The sequence below is a fragment of the Methylocaldum sp. GT1BB genome, from assembly GCF_051027545.1.
GTDB lineage: Bacteria > Pseudomonadota > Gammaproteobacteria > Methylococcales > Methylococcaceae > Methylocaldum.
Map to the genome: position 1 here is coordinate 1,282,746 of NZ_CP194902.1, position 19,060 is coordinate 1,301,805.

The window sequence follows — 19,060 nt, forward strand, 5'->3', positions numbered from 1 at the left end:
TTTTCCAGCCCAATCGTATTGGGCCACGTTATTTCTTGGGAGTTCGCTTCATGCCGCCGTTCGGCAAGTCCGTCGCCCGGAACGTTTATTTCCACGTAAGCCTGCTGGACACATTGGAGCCGGAATCGCGCGACGCGGTTCACGCCGCCGGCAACGTTGCTCAAATCCATCCCGGCGAGGACTACAACGTCGTCAAGCTGAACCGGGAGCAGAACGGCGTTTCGCTGCTCGATTATCCAGGTTTTTTCGAGGAAGGCTTTCCGGTTCTCCGCTGCTATTGGACGATCGACCTCGAAAAGCACACCGTCCGCTTCCGCACTTACGAGAACTCCCTCAACCCGCCGATTCTTCACCGCAAGGAACTGCTGCTGCCCGAAAATCATCCGCAACGGGAAATGTTCGAGGCTTTGACCTCAGCCGCCGAGCAAATCGGCCTGTTCGACGACCCTTGTCGCATCGGGTTCAAGCAAGCCTGGGAAATCCTGCTGGCACAGCGCGGGTTCAGATTGGCCGGGCATGATCTGGTGCCTATCGGTAATGACGAATCGGATTCCCCTGGTCTCCTTACCTCTATTCCCCCCTTTGAAAAAGGGGGGCTAGGGGGGATTGGCGGCATCGCCCGCCATCTCACCGCGCTCACCCGCTACGGATTCTCCGCGCCGATCCAAACCCTCACCCGGTTCGGCTTTCTGGACGGTTCGAAAACAGTGTTCGACTACGGCTGCGGACGGGGGGGCGATGTGCGCGGACTCAGGGAAAACGGCATCGAAGCCGCCGGCTGGGACCCCTATTACGCGCCCGAGGAAACCCGGCGGAACGCCCATATCGTCAATCTGGGGTTCGTGATCAACGTCATCGAGGACATGGACAAGCGCGTCGAAGCCCTGCAAGGCGCCTATCGGCTGGCGGAGGAACTGCTGGTGGTCTCGGCCATGCTGGCTAACCCGGACGCCGTGCGCGGCACGCCATACGGCGACGGCATTCTGACTTCGCGCAATACTTTTCAGAAGTACTACAGCCAAGGCGAACTCCGCGCCTTCATCGCCGAGGTATTGGACGAAGAGCCCCTGCCGGTTGGCCCCGGCATCTTTTACGTCTTCAAGGACAAGGATGCCGAGCAGCGCTTCATGGTCGGACGGCTGGAGAACCGGCGGAACATCTTGCGGCTTTCTCACCTGTCCCGCCCGGCCAGGCCGCGGATCGACAAGGCGGAAGCCAAATACGAGCAGCACCGGAAGCTTCTGGATTCGTTGTGGGAAAGCTGCCTGAACCTCGGCCGCGACCCCGATCGCAGCGAATTTCCACACCCGGACGTTGCCTCCCATTTCGGCTCGTTGCCAGCGGCGTTACGCTTCGTCAAATCCCGCAAGGAAAACGCTGCAGACATCCTGGAACAGGCCCGGCAATCCCGCATCGACGACCTTCGCGTCTACTTCGCGTTGTGGCAATTCGAGAAGCGCAAACCCTACCGCCATCTCGAAGCCCGCTTGCAAAAGGATATCAAAGCCTTTTTCGGCGACTACCGGACCGCCCTCGAATCCGGCCGGGAACTCCTGTTTGCCGCCGCCAGTCCCGAGGCTATCGAACAAGCTTGCCGGGAAGCCGCCGAGCAAGGCATCGGCTGGCTGGAGGAGGGCGAATCGCTGCAACTTCCCACGCGACTGGTGGTGCAACTGCCCGCCATCCTGCGCGCCTATGTCGGCTGCGGTCTTCTGCTTTACGGGGACGTGAGCAGCGCCGATCTCATCAAGATCCATATCCGTTCCGGCAAGCTCACCCTGATGAGTTTCGACGATTTTTCCGGCAAACCGCTGCCGCGAATGCTGCAACGGATAAAGATCAACCTCCGCACCCAGGAGCTCGACATTTTCGATTACGGCGAGCCGTACGAACCGCCTTATCTCTACCGGAAATCCCGCTTCATCAACGAAGAGTTTCCGAACTACGCTGAGCAGCCGGCTTTCGACGAAAAGCTGGAAAACCTGGGAGTAGTCGACTTCAGCGGCTACGGCCCCAAGCCCATGGAATTCCATACTCGTCTCGAAGCCGCCCGCTGGACCGTCGACGGCTTCCGCCTCGTCCGCAGCCGCGCCATTCCCGATTTGGACGCCCCTTGCGGGCGCTATTTTACCTACCGCCGACTGATCGAATGCGGCGAGACCCACGCCCGGACCGGCTTACCTAACCTCCCCAAGGAACCCGATAGCTATTCCGCACTGTACGATCTCGCCGTCAACATTCTGGACCCGGTGATCGACTACTTCGGGATGATCGAACTCACCTACGGCTTCTGCTCGTCGGAACTCGCCAAGCGAATCGCTGGCCGAATCGCCCCGGAACTGGACCAGCATGCAGCCCATGAATTGAACCGTAAAGGCAGGCCGATCTGCCCCCGGCTCGGCGCGGCGGCTGATTTCTTGGTGCGGGACGAAAACATGGAAGAAGTCGCCCGCTGGATCATGGCGAATCTCCCCTTTGACCGGCTGTACTACTACGGCCCGAACAAGCCGGTGCACGTCAGCTATTCGGAGCGCCCAGCGGGGGAGGCGCACGAGATGAGAGTGGTTGGAGGGAGAAGGGTGCCGAGAGTTTTTGAGTGACGAAGTGGCGGACTCGTAGCGCTGTTCTGAGTACCTTTCGATGGTACTATGCCTCCAACTAGATTAAGGGTTAGTCCACCTGCCGGAAATACATAATGCAGCACGTCAACATTCACGAAGCGAAAACCCATTTCTCCAAACTGGTGGATGCGGCTATGGCCGGCGAGGAAATCGTTATCGCGAAGGCCGGTAAGCCCGTCGCTAAACTTGTCCCTTATCGAACCGAGACTCGAAAAACCATCCGTTTCGGCCTGATGAAAGGCGAAACCGCAATTGCCGCAGATTTTCACGCCCCTTTGCCTGATGAGATCGTCGCTGATTTTGAAGGTGACGGTCAGTGAGATTGATCCTCGACACTCATGTGCTCCTGTGGGTATTGGCCGATGATGCTGCCTTATCCAATACGGCGCGTGCCGAGATCGATCGGGTGGAAGCGGTTTATGCAAGTGCGGCTTCGATATGGTAAATCAGCATCAAATCAGCTCTGAGAAAGCTCAAGATCGATCAGCGTTGTCTGCCGGATCGTCTGATTGAGGCGGGCTTTCTCCCATTGCCCGTCACCTGGGAGCATGCCAACGCCGTGCGGACACTTCCCAATCTCCATCGCGACCCCTTCGACAGGATACTCATCGCCCAAGCCATTACCGAACCCTTGCGATTTATGACCGCCGATCGGACTTTGGCAGGCTACTCTGAGCTGGTCGTTCTCATATAAGCCGGCCGGCTCGATCGCTTTGGACGTCGCCATTCCACAAGTCTTGCATTTCCTATAACCGTTGGTTAAGGACCCGATTCTTGACCTACATAGCTAATCGACAAAAACTCGTCAATATAGCCGGTTAACTCGCTAGGGATTGCTCCGCTCCGTTTTATTGCGGCCCCCAAATGATAGGTAATGTCGTCTCTGATATTAGCGGCCTTTTTTATGCGAGCTAGCAATGCCTTGCCGTGAATGCGTCTTAATAAGCCTGTTAACCTTTTTTCCAGCGAGCTGTCAGGATAATCGAAGGTTTCAACTTTATTTATATAATCTCGGTAGCGTTCCCATCCATCCTCGCGTAATCGGGTGCGGTGATCATATTCAATTTTGGTTTCAACATCCTCGCGGGGTTTGGCTTCCGTGTAACCATCCCCGCAATCTCCCGACCCCTGATAATGCAACGCGGCATTAACGGCGGCATGAGGAATCAAGGCATTTATATGATCTAATAAGTCACGTATTACCTCGTCACGCCGTCTACAAATTCTTCCTTGTTGATGAAGAGCGAGGTGAGTCTCGATGGCGTCAGGCTCAATCAAATAATTTTCCAATTCCCAATAGAGCGTAACTCGGACATAATCACCAAACGGATAGGCTTTGGAGAAGGCGTCGTCGTTCGTTTCCCAAACTAAATCCCATAAGCGCTTCGACTGCACGGAATCACGGTCCACTATTCCAAAAGCTTGAACACCTATTTTCCGCTCCTCCCAAACCTTGGCGATAACCATACTGCAACCACCGGCTTTCTCGGGGACTTTGAACTCAATTCTATCCAAGTAATCATTAAACCAATAATTGCCGTACATGTTGATGTCTCCGTCTCCCTCTAGATAAACGGAGATCTTGTGCCGGTAGCGATCAGCAAAGGTTTCCGACGTAGTTGCCTTAATATTCTTGATTCTCGCCATAATGCTCCATTGCGTCCTCAATAATGCGCTCAGCTTCTTTTTCCTCGTCCGGAGTTTCGATGATTTCGCCGCCCTTGCGCACATTTTCTTCCTGAAACTCAAATCCAATGGCTTTCATGATTTCAGGAGAGTGAGTGGCAAGAATAACGGTTAAGCCTGGATAAAATTCCTTGACCAATCTCTTGAGTTGAGTATGTAGCCGATACTTCCATGAATCGTGCAAATGTGCCTCAGGTTCGTCGATGAGCAATATGGTGTTGCGCGTCATGTGGGCACCTAACCGGAGGAATAATTGCACCAAGCTCTTTTCGCCACTGCTCAATTCGTCCAGGCGATGTTCATTCACGCCGTGACGAACTATAGCTTCAGGCGGTTCTTTACGAACACCTTTAATAAACTTGATACCTTGCTTGAAAATCCGTTCGTTGACAATTTTTAGTGCCCGATCATATCGCCCGTCATCCAGCCATTTCAGCCAAACCAGGAAGTTATCTAGAGACTCCATCCATGCTTGTCCTTCCGTTCGAAAAACATGAGCGGGACGGTAATTCCAACTCCTAGGCATGGCAATCGCCCTCTGCTGATCAGTAATCCGTTCAATGTTCCGGTATGCGGAAAAGTAGATTACAGTCGGCCAAATCAGAGTGCTGTCCTCAAATCCTCCAATGCTGGAATTGATAGCCGTTGCAATGCGTGCATTTAAATCTATTACCCAGCCATCATTACTCCCGATTGTGTCCCAGCTTCCAGCATCGCTTCGGCAAAATCCGAAGCGGTGCCAAGCGACTGCCCTCACCGTGCGCAACGCTTCGTCATCCCAAAAACGTAACGAGGTATCTTTAGTCAAGCGCCCGGCAATTAAGGAAAGCACGACCGTGCATTCGTTGCCGTTTTCGGAATAACGAACTCGAATATCCCATTGAGCCCGCCCGTTTTTTTTATCAAGTGCCTCCAAGTCGAATGGACCATTCCGAGATCCTGAGTTTTCGGCCTTGGTGCGAAAATAACTATTCACATCCTGATGGCCGAGCATTGCCATTAACGCCGTCATCAATTCCAATGCGGTGGTTTTGCCTCTACCGTTCTGGGAAGCCAGGAGAAATAAATTGCATGGCTCATTTTCTGCGTCCGTGAAGTCGAAATCTTTTAACCCGTCCTGAAAAGGACCGATTCGATCGACACTAAGCCAAAGGGGAGCAAACTCGTGGATAATGAAATTACCGATCATTGAAACCTCCTTTGTGCAGCGGCGATGGCGAACGCGATATCGTCCAGCCCAGCGAAAACTCCGTGTATCCGCCGGGCCGGACTGCCGATAAGTTTAACCAGCATATCCCCCCGACCTAGCAATTTTTCCGCTCCCGTTTCATCGAGAATAATTCGCGATTCGGCAGATTTCTGAACTGTAAGGGAAATGCGGCTCGGTACGTTACTGCGGAGCAAACCGGAGAATGTTTGGGCATCGGGGCGCTGAGTCGCTAATACCAAGTGAATTCCGGTAGCCCGCGCCTTTTGCGCCAAACGCACGAGCGGTTCTTCTATGGCTCCGGATTGCATAAGCAAATCAGCTAATTCTTCGACCACCACGACTATCCGAGGCCAGCCAAAGGATTTGGCAGCCGGAGCATCGATATCGCGAGCATCTGCCTCGGCGAGAGCCAATTCCCGCTGTTCCATGAGCGTAACCAATTTCTTGAGTACTTCATTTGAATCGCGCACATCGGTGAAGATTTCCCCGCCATACAGATGGGGTAAATCTCGATAGGGTGCAAATTCCACCCGCTTTGGATCGATGAGGCACAAATTAAGACGATCCGGCGTGAGTCTGGACAAAAGGGAAAGAATAATCGCGTGGAGACAGACGCTCTTACCGCTGCCGGTGGTGCCGCCGACCAGAAGATGCGGCGTGGCGGCAAGATCGAACCCGAACGGCTTACCGATGACATCCTGGCCCAGATAAACCGGCAATCGCCACTCCGATGGCGACAGTGCCAACCATTGGCGAAGATCATGCCCGGTGGCTTGCTTCCACGACGATGGGGGGCGAGGAACATCCAATGCGGCGACTTTCGGTTCCTGCGTCCGGACCAGAAATACCCCGGCTTCGCCCAGGCCCAAGGTAAAGGCTAGCTTTTCCAAGCCCCGCTCCAATACGTCCAAGTCTTTAGCATCCCGTAGACGCACGTGGAAACGGATCAGACGGGGGCCGTCGAGCTGCTCTACAATTTCACCTGAAACCCCGATTTCTGATAGGGCAAGCCGAATGCTTCCTTGGCTCATTCCATCATCCGCTTTTTTAGCGATATGAACGTCTGAGAACAGTTCCTGCAACAGATATTCGTGAAAATCGTGGGATTCCAGCCAAGAGGTGCGAAACTCCCGGAGTCCCCGCCGAATATGGCGCTGCAGCAAACGGGTAAAGTTTTCGTCGTCGGCGAAGAGATCAAGATCGTGGTAAACGGACAGCAAAGCGCAAAACAATGGTGTAAAGTCCTCCTCTTCGCCTTTTCCTTCGCCAGTCAATTGCTCTAGTGCATATTCGCCGCCGCCTTGCGCAGATTCCCGCCGGTCCAGAGCTTCGTCGGGGGGCGTCGAAATCCGGAGAGAGCGGGCCAAAGCTAAACGCAAAATGGCCCATTTCGGCGTCCCCGAAACTCGTAAACCGCGCCTCAAGACCGCGTCGATAGTCAGTTCGTCCTGCCGGTCGGTATAAACCTTGGCCATGTCAATGCTCCGCCAAGTCCGGGTACATGGGGGAGCACTGGATTTCAGTGCAGTCTCCCCGTGGATTATGGAGACGAAACTCCTTGCTCACGAAAGGTCGAATGATTTGGTATTTGTCCCGGTCGATCTCAGAATTGGTAGGCAGCAGGATTACTTGCTTGGCGGCACGTGGATAATAGCGTTGCAACAGGTTTTCCTGGTGTTCTCGGTCGATGCGAGCCAATGGGGTATCGATCACAATAGGGATTGGTTTGGCCGCCGCCTCGGCTAATGCCCAAAGTAACGCTTGAGCCGCAAGTTGTTTCATTCCGGCGGAAATATTCGCCATGCCGATAGGCTCACCGTTCGAATTCAAGTAAGTGAGAGCAAAATCCTCATTGACAATTATGCGGTCGATTAGATGATGAGCCGTCATCAACTCTTTGAAAGAATGATTTATTGCAGTTTCCACTTGCGCCTGCCGAGTTCGTTTTAGCTTCCGTTTGTAAGCCTCGAAAACCCGTTGGGCTTGCCGTGCACGTTCGATACGGTTGGAAGCAATCTTACTTTTTTCTAATCGGGTTTCCTGGGCTTTAATTTGGTCAGCTTTGCGCACGATTTCCCCGGCCAATCTATCGAGACTTACCTCGATACTTCCCAAATCTTTGTTTTTTTCATCCCGTTGTCTTTCCAGGGCTTCATTATTGGCCTGTAACTCTTTGAAAGCTTCTTGCTCCTTAATCGAAATATGCCCAGTGGAATTCAACTCGGTTTCCGCTTGTGCCAGCGCATGGCGTAGACGGCTAGCCTCGCGCATATCGGAAATTATCCGCTGACGTTCTGTGCTCGCCTGCTGAAAATAATCGAGCCGACGTTTGAGCGAAGCAGCTTCCCCACTATCCAGGGTAAATAAACCTCCTGCACTGGATGCCGGCTCCAGATATTGATGGAAAATCCCCGTCAGTTTCTTACGGTAGTGCGTTTTCTGAGCTTCTGTTAAAGCCGGGGTGGAATGCGGTGCTTCATCGAATAGCCTGCGCGGCAACATATCCAGGATTTCCCGCATTTCCTCAGCCAGCAGCCGGGTTGGATTGCCGGTTATCTCTGCTATTTGGGCCAAAGCCTTTTCGACCAAAAGCGGATTTGCCCATAGCGGTGCCGCGACGGGAATCGAGTCCGCAATGCGTTTGCAGACCTCCTCCAGTTGAGATTTGATTTGCCGGATTTTTTCCCTCAACAGCGGTTCGTCCCGCTGCAACTCTAAGGCGCGTATGCTTTCTATTCGTTTGCGATTGCGGTCGAGTTGCCGCATGGTGTTTTCGATGTCCTCTTCGATCTCCAACTTCTGGGCGAAAAGGCCATGCTGCTCCGCTTCCTTTTGCCGAAGCTCAGCTCGAAGCCGTTCGTATTCCGCTTCCTCCGCCGCAGCGAGCCCTTCCTTTCGCCAGTCTGAAACCGCCTTGTCGAGATAGGCGTGTAAAGTGTCGAGGGCGGCGATGTCGAGCAGGCGCTCGATCTGTCGAAGTTGCCCTTCACGGTTGGCTTCGGCCAATTGCTGCACCTGCTCGCCGTCATAAAAGAAAAAATGGATGATGCTCTTCGGCAGGCGTCTTTCCAAAAATTCCTCGCAAATCTCCTGCTCGGTGATTTCCTGACCTAAATCGGTAACGAAATCGGTCTTGACCCGCAACAACTGAAGCGGCTCGTTTCCGTTGAGTTTCCAGGACCGCGAAACGGTAACGCGGCCTTGTTTTTCCCGCCAACGGATGCTTATCCCGAAACTATCAGCCCCCTCCTCTCGGGCATGGCGGTTAAAAATCCCTTGCCATTCATCATCCCGTCCCAATAAATAATCGTTCGGACGGAGTTTGCGGCCTACTTGCACAGAAGTTAGCATTTCCTCCGAGGTGCCGAGGAACAGCAGCTTGATGCTGTTGATAAAGCTGGTTTTGCCGTAGCCGTTCCGGCCAGAAATCAAAACGATGGGTTGTTCCGGGGTCGGATCGGGCAAGCTGAACACCTGCTCGCCATAATAGGAAAACAGGTTATGGATGCGGATTTCTTCAAAGATCATGAGCGGGATCTGCGAACAGTGCCTGGTTGACGTCCTTTTCGATCAGAGTTTTCAATTCCCGCTGCAATTCGGTTTTGGCTCCCCATCGGTCGAGATCGGCATGACGGGAGCGCACGGTCTCGAAAAGCTGCCTTGCTAGTTCCGGCGGAAATCCTTCGTTTAAGGCGCAGTGTTCCAATAATTCATCTTCGGGGGATGCGATTTGTTGTTCTTCTTCCATCGGGATGTCCCTGCTGTATTTCCTGGCGAGTTTATAGACGGTTTGCTCGTAGTCGAACTCTTTGCTCCATTCATGCTGGATAAATTTTAGATCGCCGTCCGAAATGAGTTCGAAACCGATCTGTTTTTCCATTGCCAATAAGCGTTCTAATATCTCTTTGCGCGTTAAGGCATTGAAGGGACCAGGACCCGCGATTTTTTCGCCTCGGCGCAAGGGATTGCGGCGTCTCGGGTCTTCGCGGATATCCTTTAGCCAATCGCGAAACTCGGCCAATGGCTGCATCCAGGTCTCCCCGGTCTGAATGAAGCCCTGCATGGACTTATCTTCCTTAACCACCGTACACGTCCAGCATCCGAAGCGGCTGCCACCGCACGAGGGAGTATTGAGATCCAAGACCACCGGACATTCACCGCCGTTTGCCTGCCGGTAAAGGGACAACATGAAACTGTGGTCGCCGCCCCAGGGGGGATCATTAGTGTAGAGGTATTCCCACACATCGTCATTGCTCCAATCGACAATCGGGGTAGCTACCAAGGCATTGGGAATTTCGTGGTGAGGGTTGAGTCCGCGGGCGTTGGTATCGCGACCGGCAATCGCATTGCGCCTTGCGGCACTTTCATCACTACGCGTGCCCAGCAATAAAATCACGCTGCCGAAATCACGGACGATTTCTCCAATAGCCTGCCGCGAAGGCTTGATTTTCATGTTCGTCGTACACCAACGAAACCAGCGTGTGGGTGGTGGATATCCCAAACCGATTAACTTTCCCCAGAAGCTTTGCTCCGGCGATGGGCTCACCAGGCGGGTGTTAAGCCTGATTTGATGCTCTTCGGCGGCTTTTCGTATTCGATCCAAAGTTTCCGTGACGTAGCGCGAGACATTGGGGGCTTCGACACGGGTATCCGATGAAATAACGAAAATCGGCTTATCGGCTTTGCTCACATTCGTAATCTTTAGCAGAAACTCATAAACGAGTTGCAGCACCAGGGTCGAATCCTTCCCGCCGGAGTACGCGACTACCCATGGACGGGAGTCGCTGTAGTACAACGACTCAAGAGCGGCAAACACTCGCTCGGATAATGATTCGTGGGGAGTTGATGGATTTGTCGCATTCATGTCCATTTTTGGGTAACACGTCGGGGTCAAGCCAATAGCGGACAAATGGATGGTAACCACAACCGATCTATTGAGTTGAACGAGATCTTCATACTCGAAAAAAGTCGAAAATTATCCCTAAGGGGTGGGCCCCTTTCAAATTGGTCTAGTGTAAAAACACGCTATGTCACGCGCCTCGCAGGAAGCCCGACGAGAAAAGTCCAAAACTTGTCACCGGACAAAAACCGCCAGCTCGCGTTCTTTAGGCAAATCCCATTATCAGGAGCAGCGATACCAGAGCAAGTAAAAACGCAAAGCAGTCTCTGCGCTAATGTGGAACATCCGGGAGACGCAGTAGGGAATATATCGGTTGAGAAACCGCACGGATCAAGATTTTTCCCGTAAAGGGCTGAAAATACTTGACAGGTATGCTCGGAATTTGACCCCAACGTGCCGCAGATTGTTTAATTGGCACACGTTTACAGCTTTCCTCGAGGCTTGTTCATGAGCGATTCGAACCCTATTCCCGTATCGAAACCGCGGCGAAGTTTCATTCGGAGAATGACGGCTTTGGTCGGGGGGCTGTTTGGTGCGTTTGCCTTGCAGCGCGGCGCTTGCGGCGGGGAGATTAAGACTCCTGAGAAACCGTCGGTCGACTCCGCCAAAAAGGGCTATCGGGAGACCGAGCACGTCCGCGCCTATTACGATGCGGCGCGGTTTTGAGCGCCGGCTGTTTCGGTCCACTACACGCAGCAATAAGAATCGATTATGAAATTGTTCAAACGGCCTGTTTCCGAAGCCGATTCATCTTCCAAGTCGCAGACCTCGGGGCACGGCATGGACCGGCGCGAGTTTCTGCGCCGCTCGGGACTTTCCGTGGGCGGCGCGGCTTTGGTGGGAGCGGTGCCTTTGTCGATGATGAAAAAGGTCGACGCGACGGGCGCTCCCGCGCAGCCGGCAGGGGAAATCAGGAAGGTCAAAAGCGTCTGCACCCATTGCTCGGTGGGCTGCGGGGTTATCGCCGAGGTGCAGAACGGGGTTTGGATCGGCCAGGAGCCGGCTTTCGATCATCCGTTCAACCTGGGGGCGCATTGTGCGAAAGGGGCGTCGGTGCGCGAGCACGGCCATGGGGAGCGACGGCTCAAATACCCGATGAAGCTGGTCGACGGCAAGTGGCAGCGCATCGGCTGGGATCAGGCGATAGACGAGCTGGGCGACAAACTTCTTGCCATCCGCGAGCAATACGGTCCCGATTCCGTCTATTGGCTCGGATCGTCCAAGCACAACAACGAGCAGGCTTATCTCTTTCGGAAATTCGCCGCTTTGTGGGGCTCCAATAACATCGACCACCAGGCCCGCATCTGCCATTCGACCACGGTCGCCGGCGTCGCCAACACCTGGGGCTACGGGGCGATGACCAATTCCTACAACGACATTCACAACGCCAAATCGATTTTCATCATCGGCGGCAATCCGGCCGAGGCGCATCCGGTTTCGATGCAGCATATCTTCCGCGCCAAGGAGCGCGGCGCGCCGCTGATCGTGGTCGATCCGCGCTTTACCCGCACCGCGGCCCATGCCGATTTGCACATCTGCATCCGGCCCGGCACCGACGTGCCGTTTATCTGGGGCCTGTTGTGGCACATCTTTCAGAACGGCTGGGAAGACAAGACGTTTATCGAGCAGCGGGTGTTCGGGATGGACGAAATCCGCAAGGAAGTGGCGAAATGGACGCCGGCAGAAGTCGAGCGGGTTACCGGAGTGCCGGAAGAACTCGCTCATAAGGCCGCGCGGATCATGGCGCAAAACCGGCCCGGCACCTTCATCTGGTGCATGGGCGGGACGCAGCACACGATCGGCAACAACAATACCCGCGCGTACTGCATCTTTCAGCTTGTGCTCGGCAACATGGGGCTAGAAGGCGGCGGCACCAACGTGTTCCGCGGCCACGACAACGTGCAAGGCGCCACCGACGTAGGCCCGAACGCCGAGAGCCTGCCGGCTTACTATGGTTTGAGCGAGGACGCCTGGCGGCATTGGGCAAAAGTGTGGGACATCGATTTCGACTGGCTGGCCGGTCGTTTCGATCAGGGGGAATACGACGACGGGGCCGGGAAGAAAATCAAAACGATGTTCAACAACGGCATTCCGGTCTCCCGATGGGTGGACGGCGTTTTGGAATCTGGCGAGAACATTTCGCAGCGAAATCCCATCAGGGCGATGGTGTTCTGGGGCCATGCTCCCAACAGCCAGGTGCGCGGCCCCGAGATGAAAGCCGCAATGGAGAAGCTGGACGTCTTGGCCGTGATCGACCCGTATCCGACAGTCACCGCCGTGATGCACGACCGCAAGGACAACGTCTACCTGCTGCCGGCCTGCACCCAGTTCGAGACTTACGGTTCGCTCACCTCGTCCAACCGGTCGATTCAGTGGCGCAGCCAAATCATCGAGCCCCTGTTCGAGTCGCGGCCGGACCACACGATCATGTACCAGTTCGCCCGCAAGTTCGAGTTCGAAAAGGAACTGACCAAAAACATCAAGGTGGAGAACGACACGCCGCTGATCGAGGACATCCTGCGGGAGATCAACCGCGGCGCCTGGGCGGCGGGTTATACCGGCCAAAGCCCGGAGCGGCTCAAGGCCCATCAGGAGACCTGGCACACTTTCCACACCACGACCTTGAAGGGGCAGGGCGGTCCCTGCGACGGCGAGTATTACGGGTTGCCTTGGCCGTGCTGGGGTACGCCGGAGATGAAGCATCCTGGTTCGCATATCCTGTACGACACCAGCAAGACGGTGGCGGAAGGCGGCTCACCTTTCCGTGCCCGTTTCGGCACGGAATACCAGGGCAAGAACCTTTTGGCGGAAGGCTCCTCGAACAAGGGAGCGGATATCCGGGACGGCTATCCCGAATTCAGCGCCGAGCTGCTGAAGAAACTGGGTTGGTGGAAGGATTTGACCGAGCAGGAAAAGAAACTGGCCGAGGGCAAGAACTGGAAGACCGATCCTTCAGGCGGCATCATCCGGGTCGCGATCAAGCACGGCTGTGCGCCTTACGGCAATGCCAAGGCCCGCTGCATCGTGTGGAACTTCCCCGATCCGGTGCCGATCCACCGCGAGCCTTTGTACACGCCGCGCCGCGATCTGGTGGAGAAATACCCGACTTACCAGGACCGCAAGCGTTACTGGCGCTTGCCGACCCGTTACGCCTCGATCCAGCAGCAGGACTTCAGCAAGGATTTTCCGTTGATCATGACTTCGGGACGCCTGGTCGAATACGAAGGCGGCGGCGACGAAACCCGCTCCAATCCCTGGCTGGCCGAGCTGCAGCAGGACATGTTCGTCGAGATCAACCCGCGCGACGCCAACAACGCCGGGGTGCGGCACGGCGAACAGGTGTGGGTCGCCGGCCCCGAAGGCGGAAGGATTAGCGTCATGGCTTTCGTCACCGAGCGGGTCCGACCGGGCGTCGTCTTCATGCCTTTCCATTTCGGCGGGCACTACGAGGGGCAGGACTTGCGGCCGAAATACCCGGAAGGCAGCGCGCCGTACGTGCTGGGCGAATCCTGCAACATCGTGTTCACCTACGGCTACGATTCGGTAACGGCGATGCAGGAGACCAAGGTTTCGCTGTGCCGGATAGAGCCGGATTTAGTGACTGAGAAATGAAGTTTGAATGGGATAAAGAGAAAGCTGCCACCAATAAAGCGAAGCACGGTGTCTCATTTGAAGAAGCCTGCACGGCTTTCAGCGATCCTTTATTTATCGACTTTTACGATCCAGACCATTCCGAAGACGAACATCGTTATATCCTCGTGGGGGAAACTCAAAACGGGCGTTTGTTATTGGTGTCCTATACGGAACGAGAGGATAGTATTCGCTTGATTAGTGCGAGAGAGGCAACCAAAGCGGAGCGAAAAGCGTATGAGCAAGGTGGATACGGAACTGAACGATGAACTTCGGTCGGAGTACGACCTGAAGAGTTTACGAGTAAGACGGTTCGGGCCGAAACGAAAAGCGTTTGGTGACGTGGTTCGCTTGGAACCTGATGTAGCGGAGGCGTTCCCAAATGCCGATGCCGTAAACGAAGCGTTGCGCCTCTTAATCGAGATTGCCAAGCGTTCGGAGCGTCCGACCAAACCAGAAGTAGATTGACATGACTCAGGGTCACAGCGCTGCTGTGCCGACGTCGTATGAATGTCTGCTCGCCTTGCCGGAAAATCTGGTCGGGGAAGTGCTCGGCGCTCGGTTGTATACCGAAACCCGCCCCACAGGCCCACAGCATCTGGTGAAAGGTGGATTGCTCTGCTCACTCGTACCTCCTTTTTGCAAAACTCGAAGCGGCTCCGGTCGTTGGCAGATTCTTCCGGAACCCGAGGTCCACTTCGTCCGAGATACCGAGGTCGCCGTGCCCGATCTGGCCGGCTGGCGGCGCGAGCGGATGCCGGAGATTCCGAGAGACCATCGCTTCGAAGTGGTGCCCGATTGGGTGTGCGAAATCCTCTCGCCCGGCACCGAGAAAAAAGATCGCGCCATCAAGCTGCCTTTGTACGCCCGCTACGGCGTGGCTCATGCCTGGCTGGTCGACCCGCTCGAGCGGACCCTGGAAGCGTTCGAGTTGCGCGAGGGCTTTTGGGTGCTGCTGGCTACGCTGAAAGACGAAGACCCTGTATCGATGCGGCCGTTTGACGCCATCACTTTTTCGTTGGCGGAGCTATGGACGTAAGGACTCCGAGGGGACGGGTTTTGAAGGGGTAAAGTAAAAGGTCAATGCCTTTAAGTTGCGGGTATGGCTGAAAACAACGTTCCGATTCGTGTTGTAGGGTGGGTTAGGCGCGCATCGCACGGAACCAGTAAAGTTCCTGTGGTGCTTTCGCGCGCCGTAACCCACCACGCAAGGCCGCGGAACCGGTGGGTTACGGCGCGCAGAGGACCGGTGGCCGCGAAATGGTTCGCGGCAGTGCGCGCCTAACCCACCCTACTCTCGAATTTATTGTATCCAAACGTATTTGAACCATGGCCCGAATGAAGTTTCTTTGCGACGAAGAGCGCTGCATCGAATGCAACGCCTGCGTCACCGCGTGTAAAAATGAGCACGAAGTCCCTTGGGGCGTCAATCGTCGGCGGGTGATCACGCTGGACGACGGATTGCCTGGAGAGAAAACCATTTCCGTCGCGTGCATGCATTGTTCCGATGCGCCTTGCCAGGCGGTCTGTCCGGTGGACTGTTTTTACACCACCGAGGACGGCGTAGTGCTGCACGACAAGGACCTGTGCATCGGTTGCGGCTACTGCTTCTACGCCTGTCCGTTCGGTGCTCCGCAATACCCGCAGGACGGCGCTTTCGGCGCGCGCGGCAAGATGGACAAGTGCACGTTTTGCGCCGGCGGTCCGGAACAGGATCATTCCGAGGAAGAGTTCAAGAAATACGGCCGGAATCGTCTAGCCGAGGGCAAGCTTCCCCTCTGCGCCGAAATGTGTTCCACCAAGGCGCTGCTCGCGGGCGACGCCGACATGGTGGCAGACATCTTCCGCGAACGGGTGGTTCGCCGCGCCGGCAACGACAATCCGGATTTGCAGCGCCAGCCGCAGGGCAAGCCCTGGGGCTGGGAGACCGCTTACAAGGAAGGGTAGGCAGCATGAGACGGCTTGGCCTGTTCTTGCTGATCATTCCAATCCTGCAAGGCTGTTACGAAGATCCGGACGTGACTCTGCACCGGGCTCATGAATATAAAGGCAAGGAAGACCGCCACATGGGCGATGCGGGCTACCGGCGGGAACAGTTGAGATTGCGCTTCAAGACCGTACAGAGCGACCGTTAGCATGATGACTCAAGTTCAAAAAGCGTCGTTTTGGCGGATTTTGTCGGCTTTCGCGCTCATGCTGGTTCTGCTGGCGATCTCTGGAACGCTGCGAGCCCATGAAGGCGAGAGACACGAACTGCACAAGGCTGAATCGGTGGTGAATCCCAGATCCGACTATTGGCGGCAGGTGCGGGAAGGCGTTCAGGGCTACACCGCGGTCAAGGGACAGGAGACGAACGTTCTGATCCAGGGCGGCGGCCAGAATTGGCGGCGGCTCCGGAACGGCCCCATAGCGAGCTACGGCGGCGTTCTCTTGGGAGTTGTGGTTTTCGCGCTCGGAGCGTTTTATCTCTGGCGCGGACAGGTAAAGCTCAGCCAGCCCCGATCCGGCGAAACCCTGGTGCGCTGGACGCTCGCCGAGCGGGTTCTGCATTGGTACGCGGCGCTGCTGTTCATTTTTCTGGCGATTACCGGTTTGAGTTTGCTCTATGGTCGAGCGCTGCTGATTCCGCTCGTGGGGCATAAGGCCTTTTCCGTCTACGCCGAGATTGCCAAGCTGCTGCACAACTTCATCGGCCCCTTGTTCATCGTCGGTTTGTTGCTCATGTTTGTCGCGTGGGTCAGGGACAATCTTCCGAGCCGGATCGATATCGACTGGCTCAGGGCCTTCGGAGGCATGGTCGGCGATCGCCATCCGTCCGCCGGACGCATGAATGCCGGCGAAAAAATGTGGTTCTGGATTTTGGCGGGCGGCGGGCTGGCGGTGAGTGCGAGCGGTCTGCTGCTGGATTTTCCCAATTTCGGCCAGGAACGTTGGCTATTGCAACTGTCGCATCTGATTCATGTCGTTTTCGCTTTGGTTCTGATGGCGGGAGCCTTGGGACACATCTATATAGGCACGATCGGGACGGAAGGAGCACTCGAAGGCATGGTGCGCGGAAGAGTCGACAAGAGCTGGGCGATTCAGCATCATGATTTGTGGTGCGAGCAACTCGCCGCGGACGAATCCGGCTCTTCGGTTCCCGACAGGCCGCCCCTTCCGGAGACGAGCCACATCGCCTCGTGATGTCTCTTTATTTTCTTACCTGAAGGAGTGATGGCTATGACGGACCGTGTCTATAAACTGATCGAAATCGTCGGGACTTCGCCGCACGGAACGGACGAGGCCACCCGAAATGCCATAGAAAAAGCATCGAAAACGGTCAAGAACCTGGACTGGTTCCAAGTTGTCGAAACGCGGGGGCAGATTGCCAACGGCAAAATCGCCCATTATCAAGTGGTCTTGAAGGTCGGATTTCGGATCGAAGACTGAGTCAACCGCTACATTCGTATGGACGTCCAAAATCGCCCTTCGTGGTCGAAGGCTTTCTAATTTTCGGGAATTCACATGGTTTTCAAGCCCAGATTCTATTTTCTCGTTGGTTTTCTGTTTTGCATGGGGCTGCTCGCGGCCGCTCTTTATTTCCAATTTTCCGGCGGGCTGGAGCCCTGTCCGCTATGTGTGTCCCAGCGCATCATGGTTTTCGCCGTCGCATTGGTGATGCTGGTTGCGGTTCTGCATAATCCGAAGAGGACTGGGGTCAAGGTCTACGCGATTCTTGGGTTCGTCATGGCCGTGCTGGGCGGAACGGTTTCGGCCCGGCATGTCTGGCTGCAGCATTTGCCGCCGGAGGAAGTGCCGGCCTGCGGTCCGGGATTGGAATACATGTTCCAGTATTTTCCCTTGACCGAGACCCTCAAGGCGATGCTGAACGGGACCGGAGACTGCGCCAAAGTCGATTGGACGCTGCTCGGGCTCAGTATGCCCGCCTGGGTGTTGATCAGCTTCTTCATCTTGGCGCTGCTCAGCCTTACCCAATTCTGGAACAGTTCGGCTGTGCGTGGAGATCAACGATATTTTTCGACTAAGAGCGAACTGCCGTTTCGCTGAAGGCGTTAACGCGAAGCATTAAGGCATCATTAGATAATGATGGCGAGATTCGACAGTTGTGGCTTTGCCGATACACATGTCACGGAAAGGTCACATTTGCAACGTACATTGAACGATTATCCGAAGGAGTGAGTATCGAGAATGTCCGTGATAAACGTGCTCGTTGTCGAAGATGAAGATGCGATTCGTGAAATGCTTGGTTTGGTCCTGGAACAGGCCGAGTTCGCCGTCAGGGCCGTTGCGGATACCCACCAGGCGCAATCGGCCTTGAATGAGTCGGTTCCCGATCTGATTTTATTGGACTGGATGTTGCCCGGCTTGAGCGGCGTCGAATGGGCTCGCCGTCTCAAGAAAGACAAACAATATAGCGAAATTCCCATCATCATGATCACCGCTCGCGGCGAGGAAGAAGATAAAATCCGGGGGTTGGATGTCGGGGCCGACGATTATGTCACCAAACCGTTCTCGCCGCGCGAATTGATAGCGCGGATCAAGGCGGTTCTTCGGCGTAGCAACAAGTACGGCAAGGGCGGAAGAATCGAGATTGGCGGGATCGCGTTGGATGTCGACGAACATAGGGTTAGCATTGCCGACAGCCACGTTATTCTGAGTCCGACTGAGTACCGATTATTGGAATTCTTCCTCACCCATCCCGACAAGGTCTACAGCCGTAGCCAGTTGCTCGACCAGGTTTGGGGACGAAGTTCATTCATCGAGGAACGCACCGTCGATGTCCACATCCGGCGCCTGCGCAAGATCCTGGCCGAACATGACCGCGAGGAGGTTATCCAGACGGTGCGCGGTTTCGGATACCGTTTTTCTGAGAACTTGTGAAAAACCTACTGCGCGGTTCGAGTCCGCACCTGCGATGCTCAACGTACCCCTTTGTACGCCTGCGCTTTTCATGCCGGACCTCCGTGTCCGGCACCCTGTGGGCGGCAACTGCCGTGCAAATCGGCATTCCTG

General features: G+C 55.3%; 20 protein-coding genes. 15 read left to right on the forward strand and 5 right to left on the reverse strand.

Going from position 1 to position 19,060, the window contains the following annotated elements:
• Positions 1-50 precede the first annotated feature (50 nt).
• From ACR2TX_RS06985 to ACR2TX_RS07000, 4 genes are all read left to right on the forward strand, one after another.
• Positions 51-2,600 carry a DNA phosphorothioation-associated putative methyltransferase gene (locus tag ACR2TX_RS06985; protein ID WP_434131651.1) on the forward strand — a complete coding sequence of 850 codons (2,550 nt, stop codon included), beginning with the start codon at positions 51-53 and terminating at the stop codon, positions 2,598-2,600.
• A gap of 95 nt (positions 2,601-2,695) precedes the next feature.
• Positions 2,696-2,941, forward strand: a complete 246-nt coding sequence (locus ACR2TX_RS06990; protein ID WP_434131652.1) for a type II toxin-antitoxin system Phd/YefM family antitoxin — start codon at positions 2,696-2,698, stop codon at positions 2,939-2,941.
• The gene (locus ACR2TX_RS06995; RefSeq protein ID WP_434131654.1) at positions 2,938-3,066 is read left to right on the forward strand and encodes a hypothetical protein; all 129 of its coding nucleotides are present in this window, start codon (positions 2,938-2,940) and stop codon (positions 3,064-3,066) included. The genes ACR2TX_RS06990 and ACR2TX_RS06995 overlap by 4 nt, the downstream gene beginning before the upstream one ends.
• Positions 3,067-3,150: 84 nt before the next feature.
• A complete protein-coding gene (locus ACR2TX_RS07000) occupies positions 3,151-3,315 on the forward strand; it encodes a hypothetical protein (RefSeq protein WP_434131655.1) in 165 nt (54 codons plus the stop codon).
• A gap of 65 nt (positions 3,316-3,380) precedes the next feature.
• Here ACR2TX_RS07000 and ACR2TX_RS07005 read toward each other — a convergent pair whose 3' ends face one another.
• From ACR2TX_RS07005 to dndC, 5 genes are all read right to left on the reverse strand, one after another.
• The gene (locus ACR2TX_RS07005; protein ID WP_434131656.1) at positions 3,381-4,166 is read right to left on the reverse strand and encodes a hypothetical protein; all 786 of its coding nucleotides are present in this window, start codon (positions 4,164-4,166) and stop codon (positions 3,381-3,383) included.
• A gap of 79 nt (positions 4,167-4,245) precedes the next feature.
• A complete protein-coding gene (locus tag ACR2TX_RS07010) occupies positions 4,246-5,496 on the reverse strand; it encodes an AAA family ATPase (protein WP_434131657.1) in 1,251 nt (416 codons plus the stop codon).
• Positions 5,493-6,992 carry an FtsK/SpoIIIE domain-containing protein gene (locus tag ACR2TX_RS07015; RefSeq protein ID WP_434131659.1) on the reverse strand — a complete coding sequence of 500 codons (1,500 nt, stop codon included), beginning with the start codon at positions 6,990-6,992 and terminating at the stop codon, positions 5,493-5,495. The genes ACR2TX_RS07010 and ACR2TX_RS07015 overlap by 4 nt, the downstream gene beginning before the upstream one ends.
• Before the next feature lies 1 nt (position 6,993).
• Positions 6,994-9,045, reverse strand: a complete 2,052-nt coding sequence (gene dndD / locus ACR2TX_RS07020) for a DNA sulfur modification protein DndD (RefSeq protein WP_434131662.1) — start codon at positions 9,043-9,045, stop codon at positions 6,994-6,996.
• The gene (gene dndC / locus ACR2TX_RS07025) at positions 9,035-10,387 is read right to left on the reverse strand and encodes a DNA phosphorothioation system sulfurtransferase DndC (RefSeq protein ID WP_434131664.1); all 1,353 of its coding nucleotides are present in this window, start codon (positions 10,385-10,387) and stop codon (positions 9,035-9,037) included. The genes dndD and dndC overlap by 11 nt, the downstream gene beginning before the upstream one ends.
• Positions 10,388-10,921: 534 nt before the next feature.
• Between dndC and ACR2TX_RS07030 the strand changes: the two genes are divergently transcribed.
• From ACR2TX_RS07030 to phoB, 11 genes are all read left to right on the forward strand, one after another.
• Positions 10,922-11,083, forward strand: a complete 162-nt coding sequence (locus ACR2TX_RS07030; protein ID WP_434131666.1) for a hypothetical protein — start codon at positions 10,922-10,924, stop codon at positions 11,081-11,083.
• 45 nt (positions 11,084-11,128) lie between these two features.
• A complete protein-coding gene (locus ACR2TX_RS07035; RefSeq protein ID WP_434131667.1) occupies positions 11,129-14,029 on the forward strand; it encodes a formate dehydrogenase subunit alpha in 2,901 nt (966 codons plus the stop codon).
• On the forward strand, positions 14,026-14,316 hold the full coding sequence (locus ACR2TX_RS07040; RefSeq protein ID WP_347257469.1) for a BrnT family toxin: 291 nt from the start codon (positions 14,026-14,028) through the stop codon (positions 14,314-14,316). Before ACR2TX_RS07035 ends, ACR2TX_RS07040 begins: the two co-directional genes overlap by 4 nt.
• Complete coding sequence (locus ACR2TX_RS07045) at positions 14,285-14,515, forward strand: hypothetical protein (RefSeq protein WP_077732029.1); 231 nt, start codon at positions 14,285-14,287, stop codon at positions 14,513-14,515. Before ACR2TX_RS07040 ends, ACR2TX_RS07045 begins: the two co-directional genes overlap by 32 nt.
• Before the next feature lies 1 nt (position 14,516).
• Positions 14,517-15,086, forward strand: coding sequence for a Uma2 family endonuclease (locus tag ACR2TX_RS07050; protein WP_077732028.1), 570 nt, complete (start codon positions 14,517-14,519; stop codon positions 15,084-15,086).
• A gap of 290 nt (positions 15,087-15,376) precedes the next feature.
• Positions 15,377-15,994 (forward strand): formate dehydrogenase FDH3 subunit beta, encoded by a 618-nt coding sequence (gene fdh3B, locus ACR2TX_RS07055; protein ID WP_077732027.1) that lies wholly within the window; start codon positions 15,377-15,379, stop codon positions 15,992-15,994.
• A 5-nt stretch (positions 15,995-15,999) separates the two neighbouring features.
• Positions 16,000-16,182: a hypothetical protein gene (locus ACR2TX_RS07060; RefSeq protein WP_086133682.1), complete on the forward strand. Its 183-nt coding sequence runs from the start codon at positions 16,000-16,002 to the stop codon at positions 16,180-16,182.
• A gap of 1 nt (position 16,183) precedes the next feature.
• On the forward strand, positions 16,184-17,230 hold the full coding sequence (locus tag ACR2TX_RS07065) for a formate dehydrogenase subunit gamma (protein ID WP_086133681.1): 1,047 nt from the start codon (positions 16,184-16,186) through the stop codon (positions 17,228-17,230).
• Positions 17,231-17,266: 36 nt separating this feature from the next.
• Complete coding sequence (locus ACR2TX_RS07070) at positions 17,267-17,476, forward strand: dodecin (RefSeq protein WP_086133680.1); 210 nt, start codon at positions 17,267-17,269, stop codon at positions 17,474-17,476.
• Positions 17,477-17,551: 75 nt separating this feature from the next.
• Positions 17,552-18,094, forward strand: coding sequence for a disulfide bond formation protein B (locus ACR2TX_RS07075; protein ID WP_077732023.1), 543 nt, complete (start codon positions 17,552-17,554; stop codon positions 18,092-18,094).
• Positions 18,095-18,235: 141 nt separating this feature from the next.
• On the forward strand, positions 18,236-18,928 hold the full coding sequence (gene phoB, locus ACR2TX_RS07080; protein ID WP_077732022.1) for a phosphate regulon transcriptional regulator PhoB: 693 nt from the start codon (positions 18,236-18,238) through the stop codon (positions 18,926-18,928).
• Positions 18,929-19,060 lie beyond the last annotated feature (132 nt).

What these genes read in the sequence shown, in the direction of transcription:
- ACR2TX_RS06985 (WP_434131651.1), top strand. Translation starts at nt 51, where the DNA reads ATGCCGCCGTTCGGCAAGTCCGTCGCCCGGAACGTTTATTTCCACGTA.
- ACR2TX_RS06990 (WP_434131652.1), top strand. Translation starts at nt 2,696, where the DNA reads ATGCAGCACGTCAACATTCACGAAGCGAAAACCCATTTCTCCAAACTG.
- ACR2TX_RS07005 (WP_434131656.1), bottom strand. Translation starts at nt 4,166, where the DNA reads ATGTACGGCAATTATTGGTTTAATGATTACTTGGATAGAATTGAGTTC.
- ACR2TX_RS07010 (WP_434131657.1), bottom strand. Translation starts at nt 5,496, where the DNA reads ATGATCGGTAATTTCATTATCCACGAGTTTGCTCCCCTTTGGCTTAGT.
- ACR2TX_RS07015 (WP_434131659.1), bottom strand. Translation starts at nt 6,992, where the DNA reads ATGGCCAAGGTTTATACCGACCGGCAGGACGAACTGACTATCGACGCG.
- dndD (WP_434131662.1), bottom strand. Translation starts at nt 9,045, where the DNA reads ATGATCTTTGAAGAAATCCGCATCCATAACCTGTTTTCCTATTATGGC.
- dndC (WP_434131664.1), bottom strand. Translation starts at nt 10,387, where the DNA reads ATGGACATGAATGCGACAAATCCATCAACTCCCCACGAATCATTATCC.
- ACR2TX_RS07030 (WP_434131666.1), top strand. Translation starts at nt 10,922, where the DNA reads ATGACGGCTTTGGTCGGGGGGCTGTTTGGTGCGTTTGCCTTGCAGCGC.
- ACR2TX_RS07035 (WP_434131667.1), top strand. Translation starts at nt 11,129, where the DNA reads ATGAAATTGTTCAAACGGCCTGTTTCCGAAGCCGATTCATCTTCCAAG.
- ACR2TX_RS07040 (WP_347257469.1), top strand. Translation starts at nt 14,026, where the DNA reads ATGAAGTTTGAATGGGATAAAGAGAAAGCTGCCACCAATAAAGCGAAG.
- ACR2TX_RS07045 (WP_077732029.1), top strand. Translation starts at nt 14,285, where the DNA reads ATGAGCAAGGTGGATACGGAACTGAACGATGAACTTCGGTCGGAGTAC.
- ACR2TX_RS07050 (WP_077732028.1), top strand. Translation starts at nt 14,517, where the DNA reads ATGACTCAGGGTCACAGCGCTGCTGTGCCGACGTCGTATGAATGTCTG.
- fdh3B (WP_077732027.1), top strand. Translation starts at nt 15,377, where the DNA reads ATGGCCCGAATGAAGTTTCTTTGCGACGAAGAGCGCTGCATCGAATGC.
- ACR2TX_RS07060 (WP_086133682.1), top strand. Translation starts at nt 16,000, where the DNA reads ATGAGACGGCTTGGCCTGTTCTTGCTGATCATTCCAATCCTGCAAGGC.
- ACR2TX_RS07065 (WP_086133681.1), top strand. Translation starts at nt 16,184, where the DNA reads ATGATGACTCAAGTTCAAAAAGCGTCGTTTTGGCGGATTTTGTCGGCT.
- ACR2TX_RS07070 (WP_086133680.1), top strand. Translation starts at nt 17,267, where the DNA reads ATGACGGACCGTGTCTATAAACTGATCGAAATCGTCGGGACTTCGCCG.
- ACR2TX_RS07075 (WP_077732023.1), top strand. Translation starts at nt 17,552, where the DNA reads ATGGTTTTCAAGCCCAGATTCTATTTTCTCGTTGGTTTTCTGTTTTGC.
- phoB (WP_077732022.1), top strand. Translation starts at nt 18,236, where the DNA reads ATGTCCGTGATAAACGTGCTCGTTGTCGAAGATGAAGATGCGATTCGT.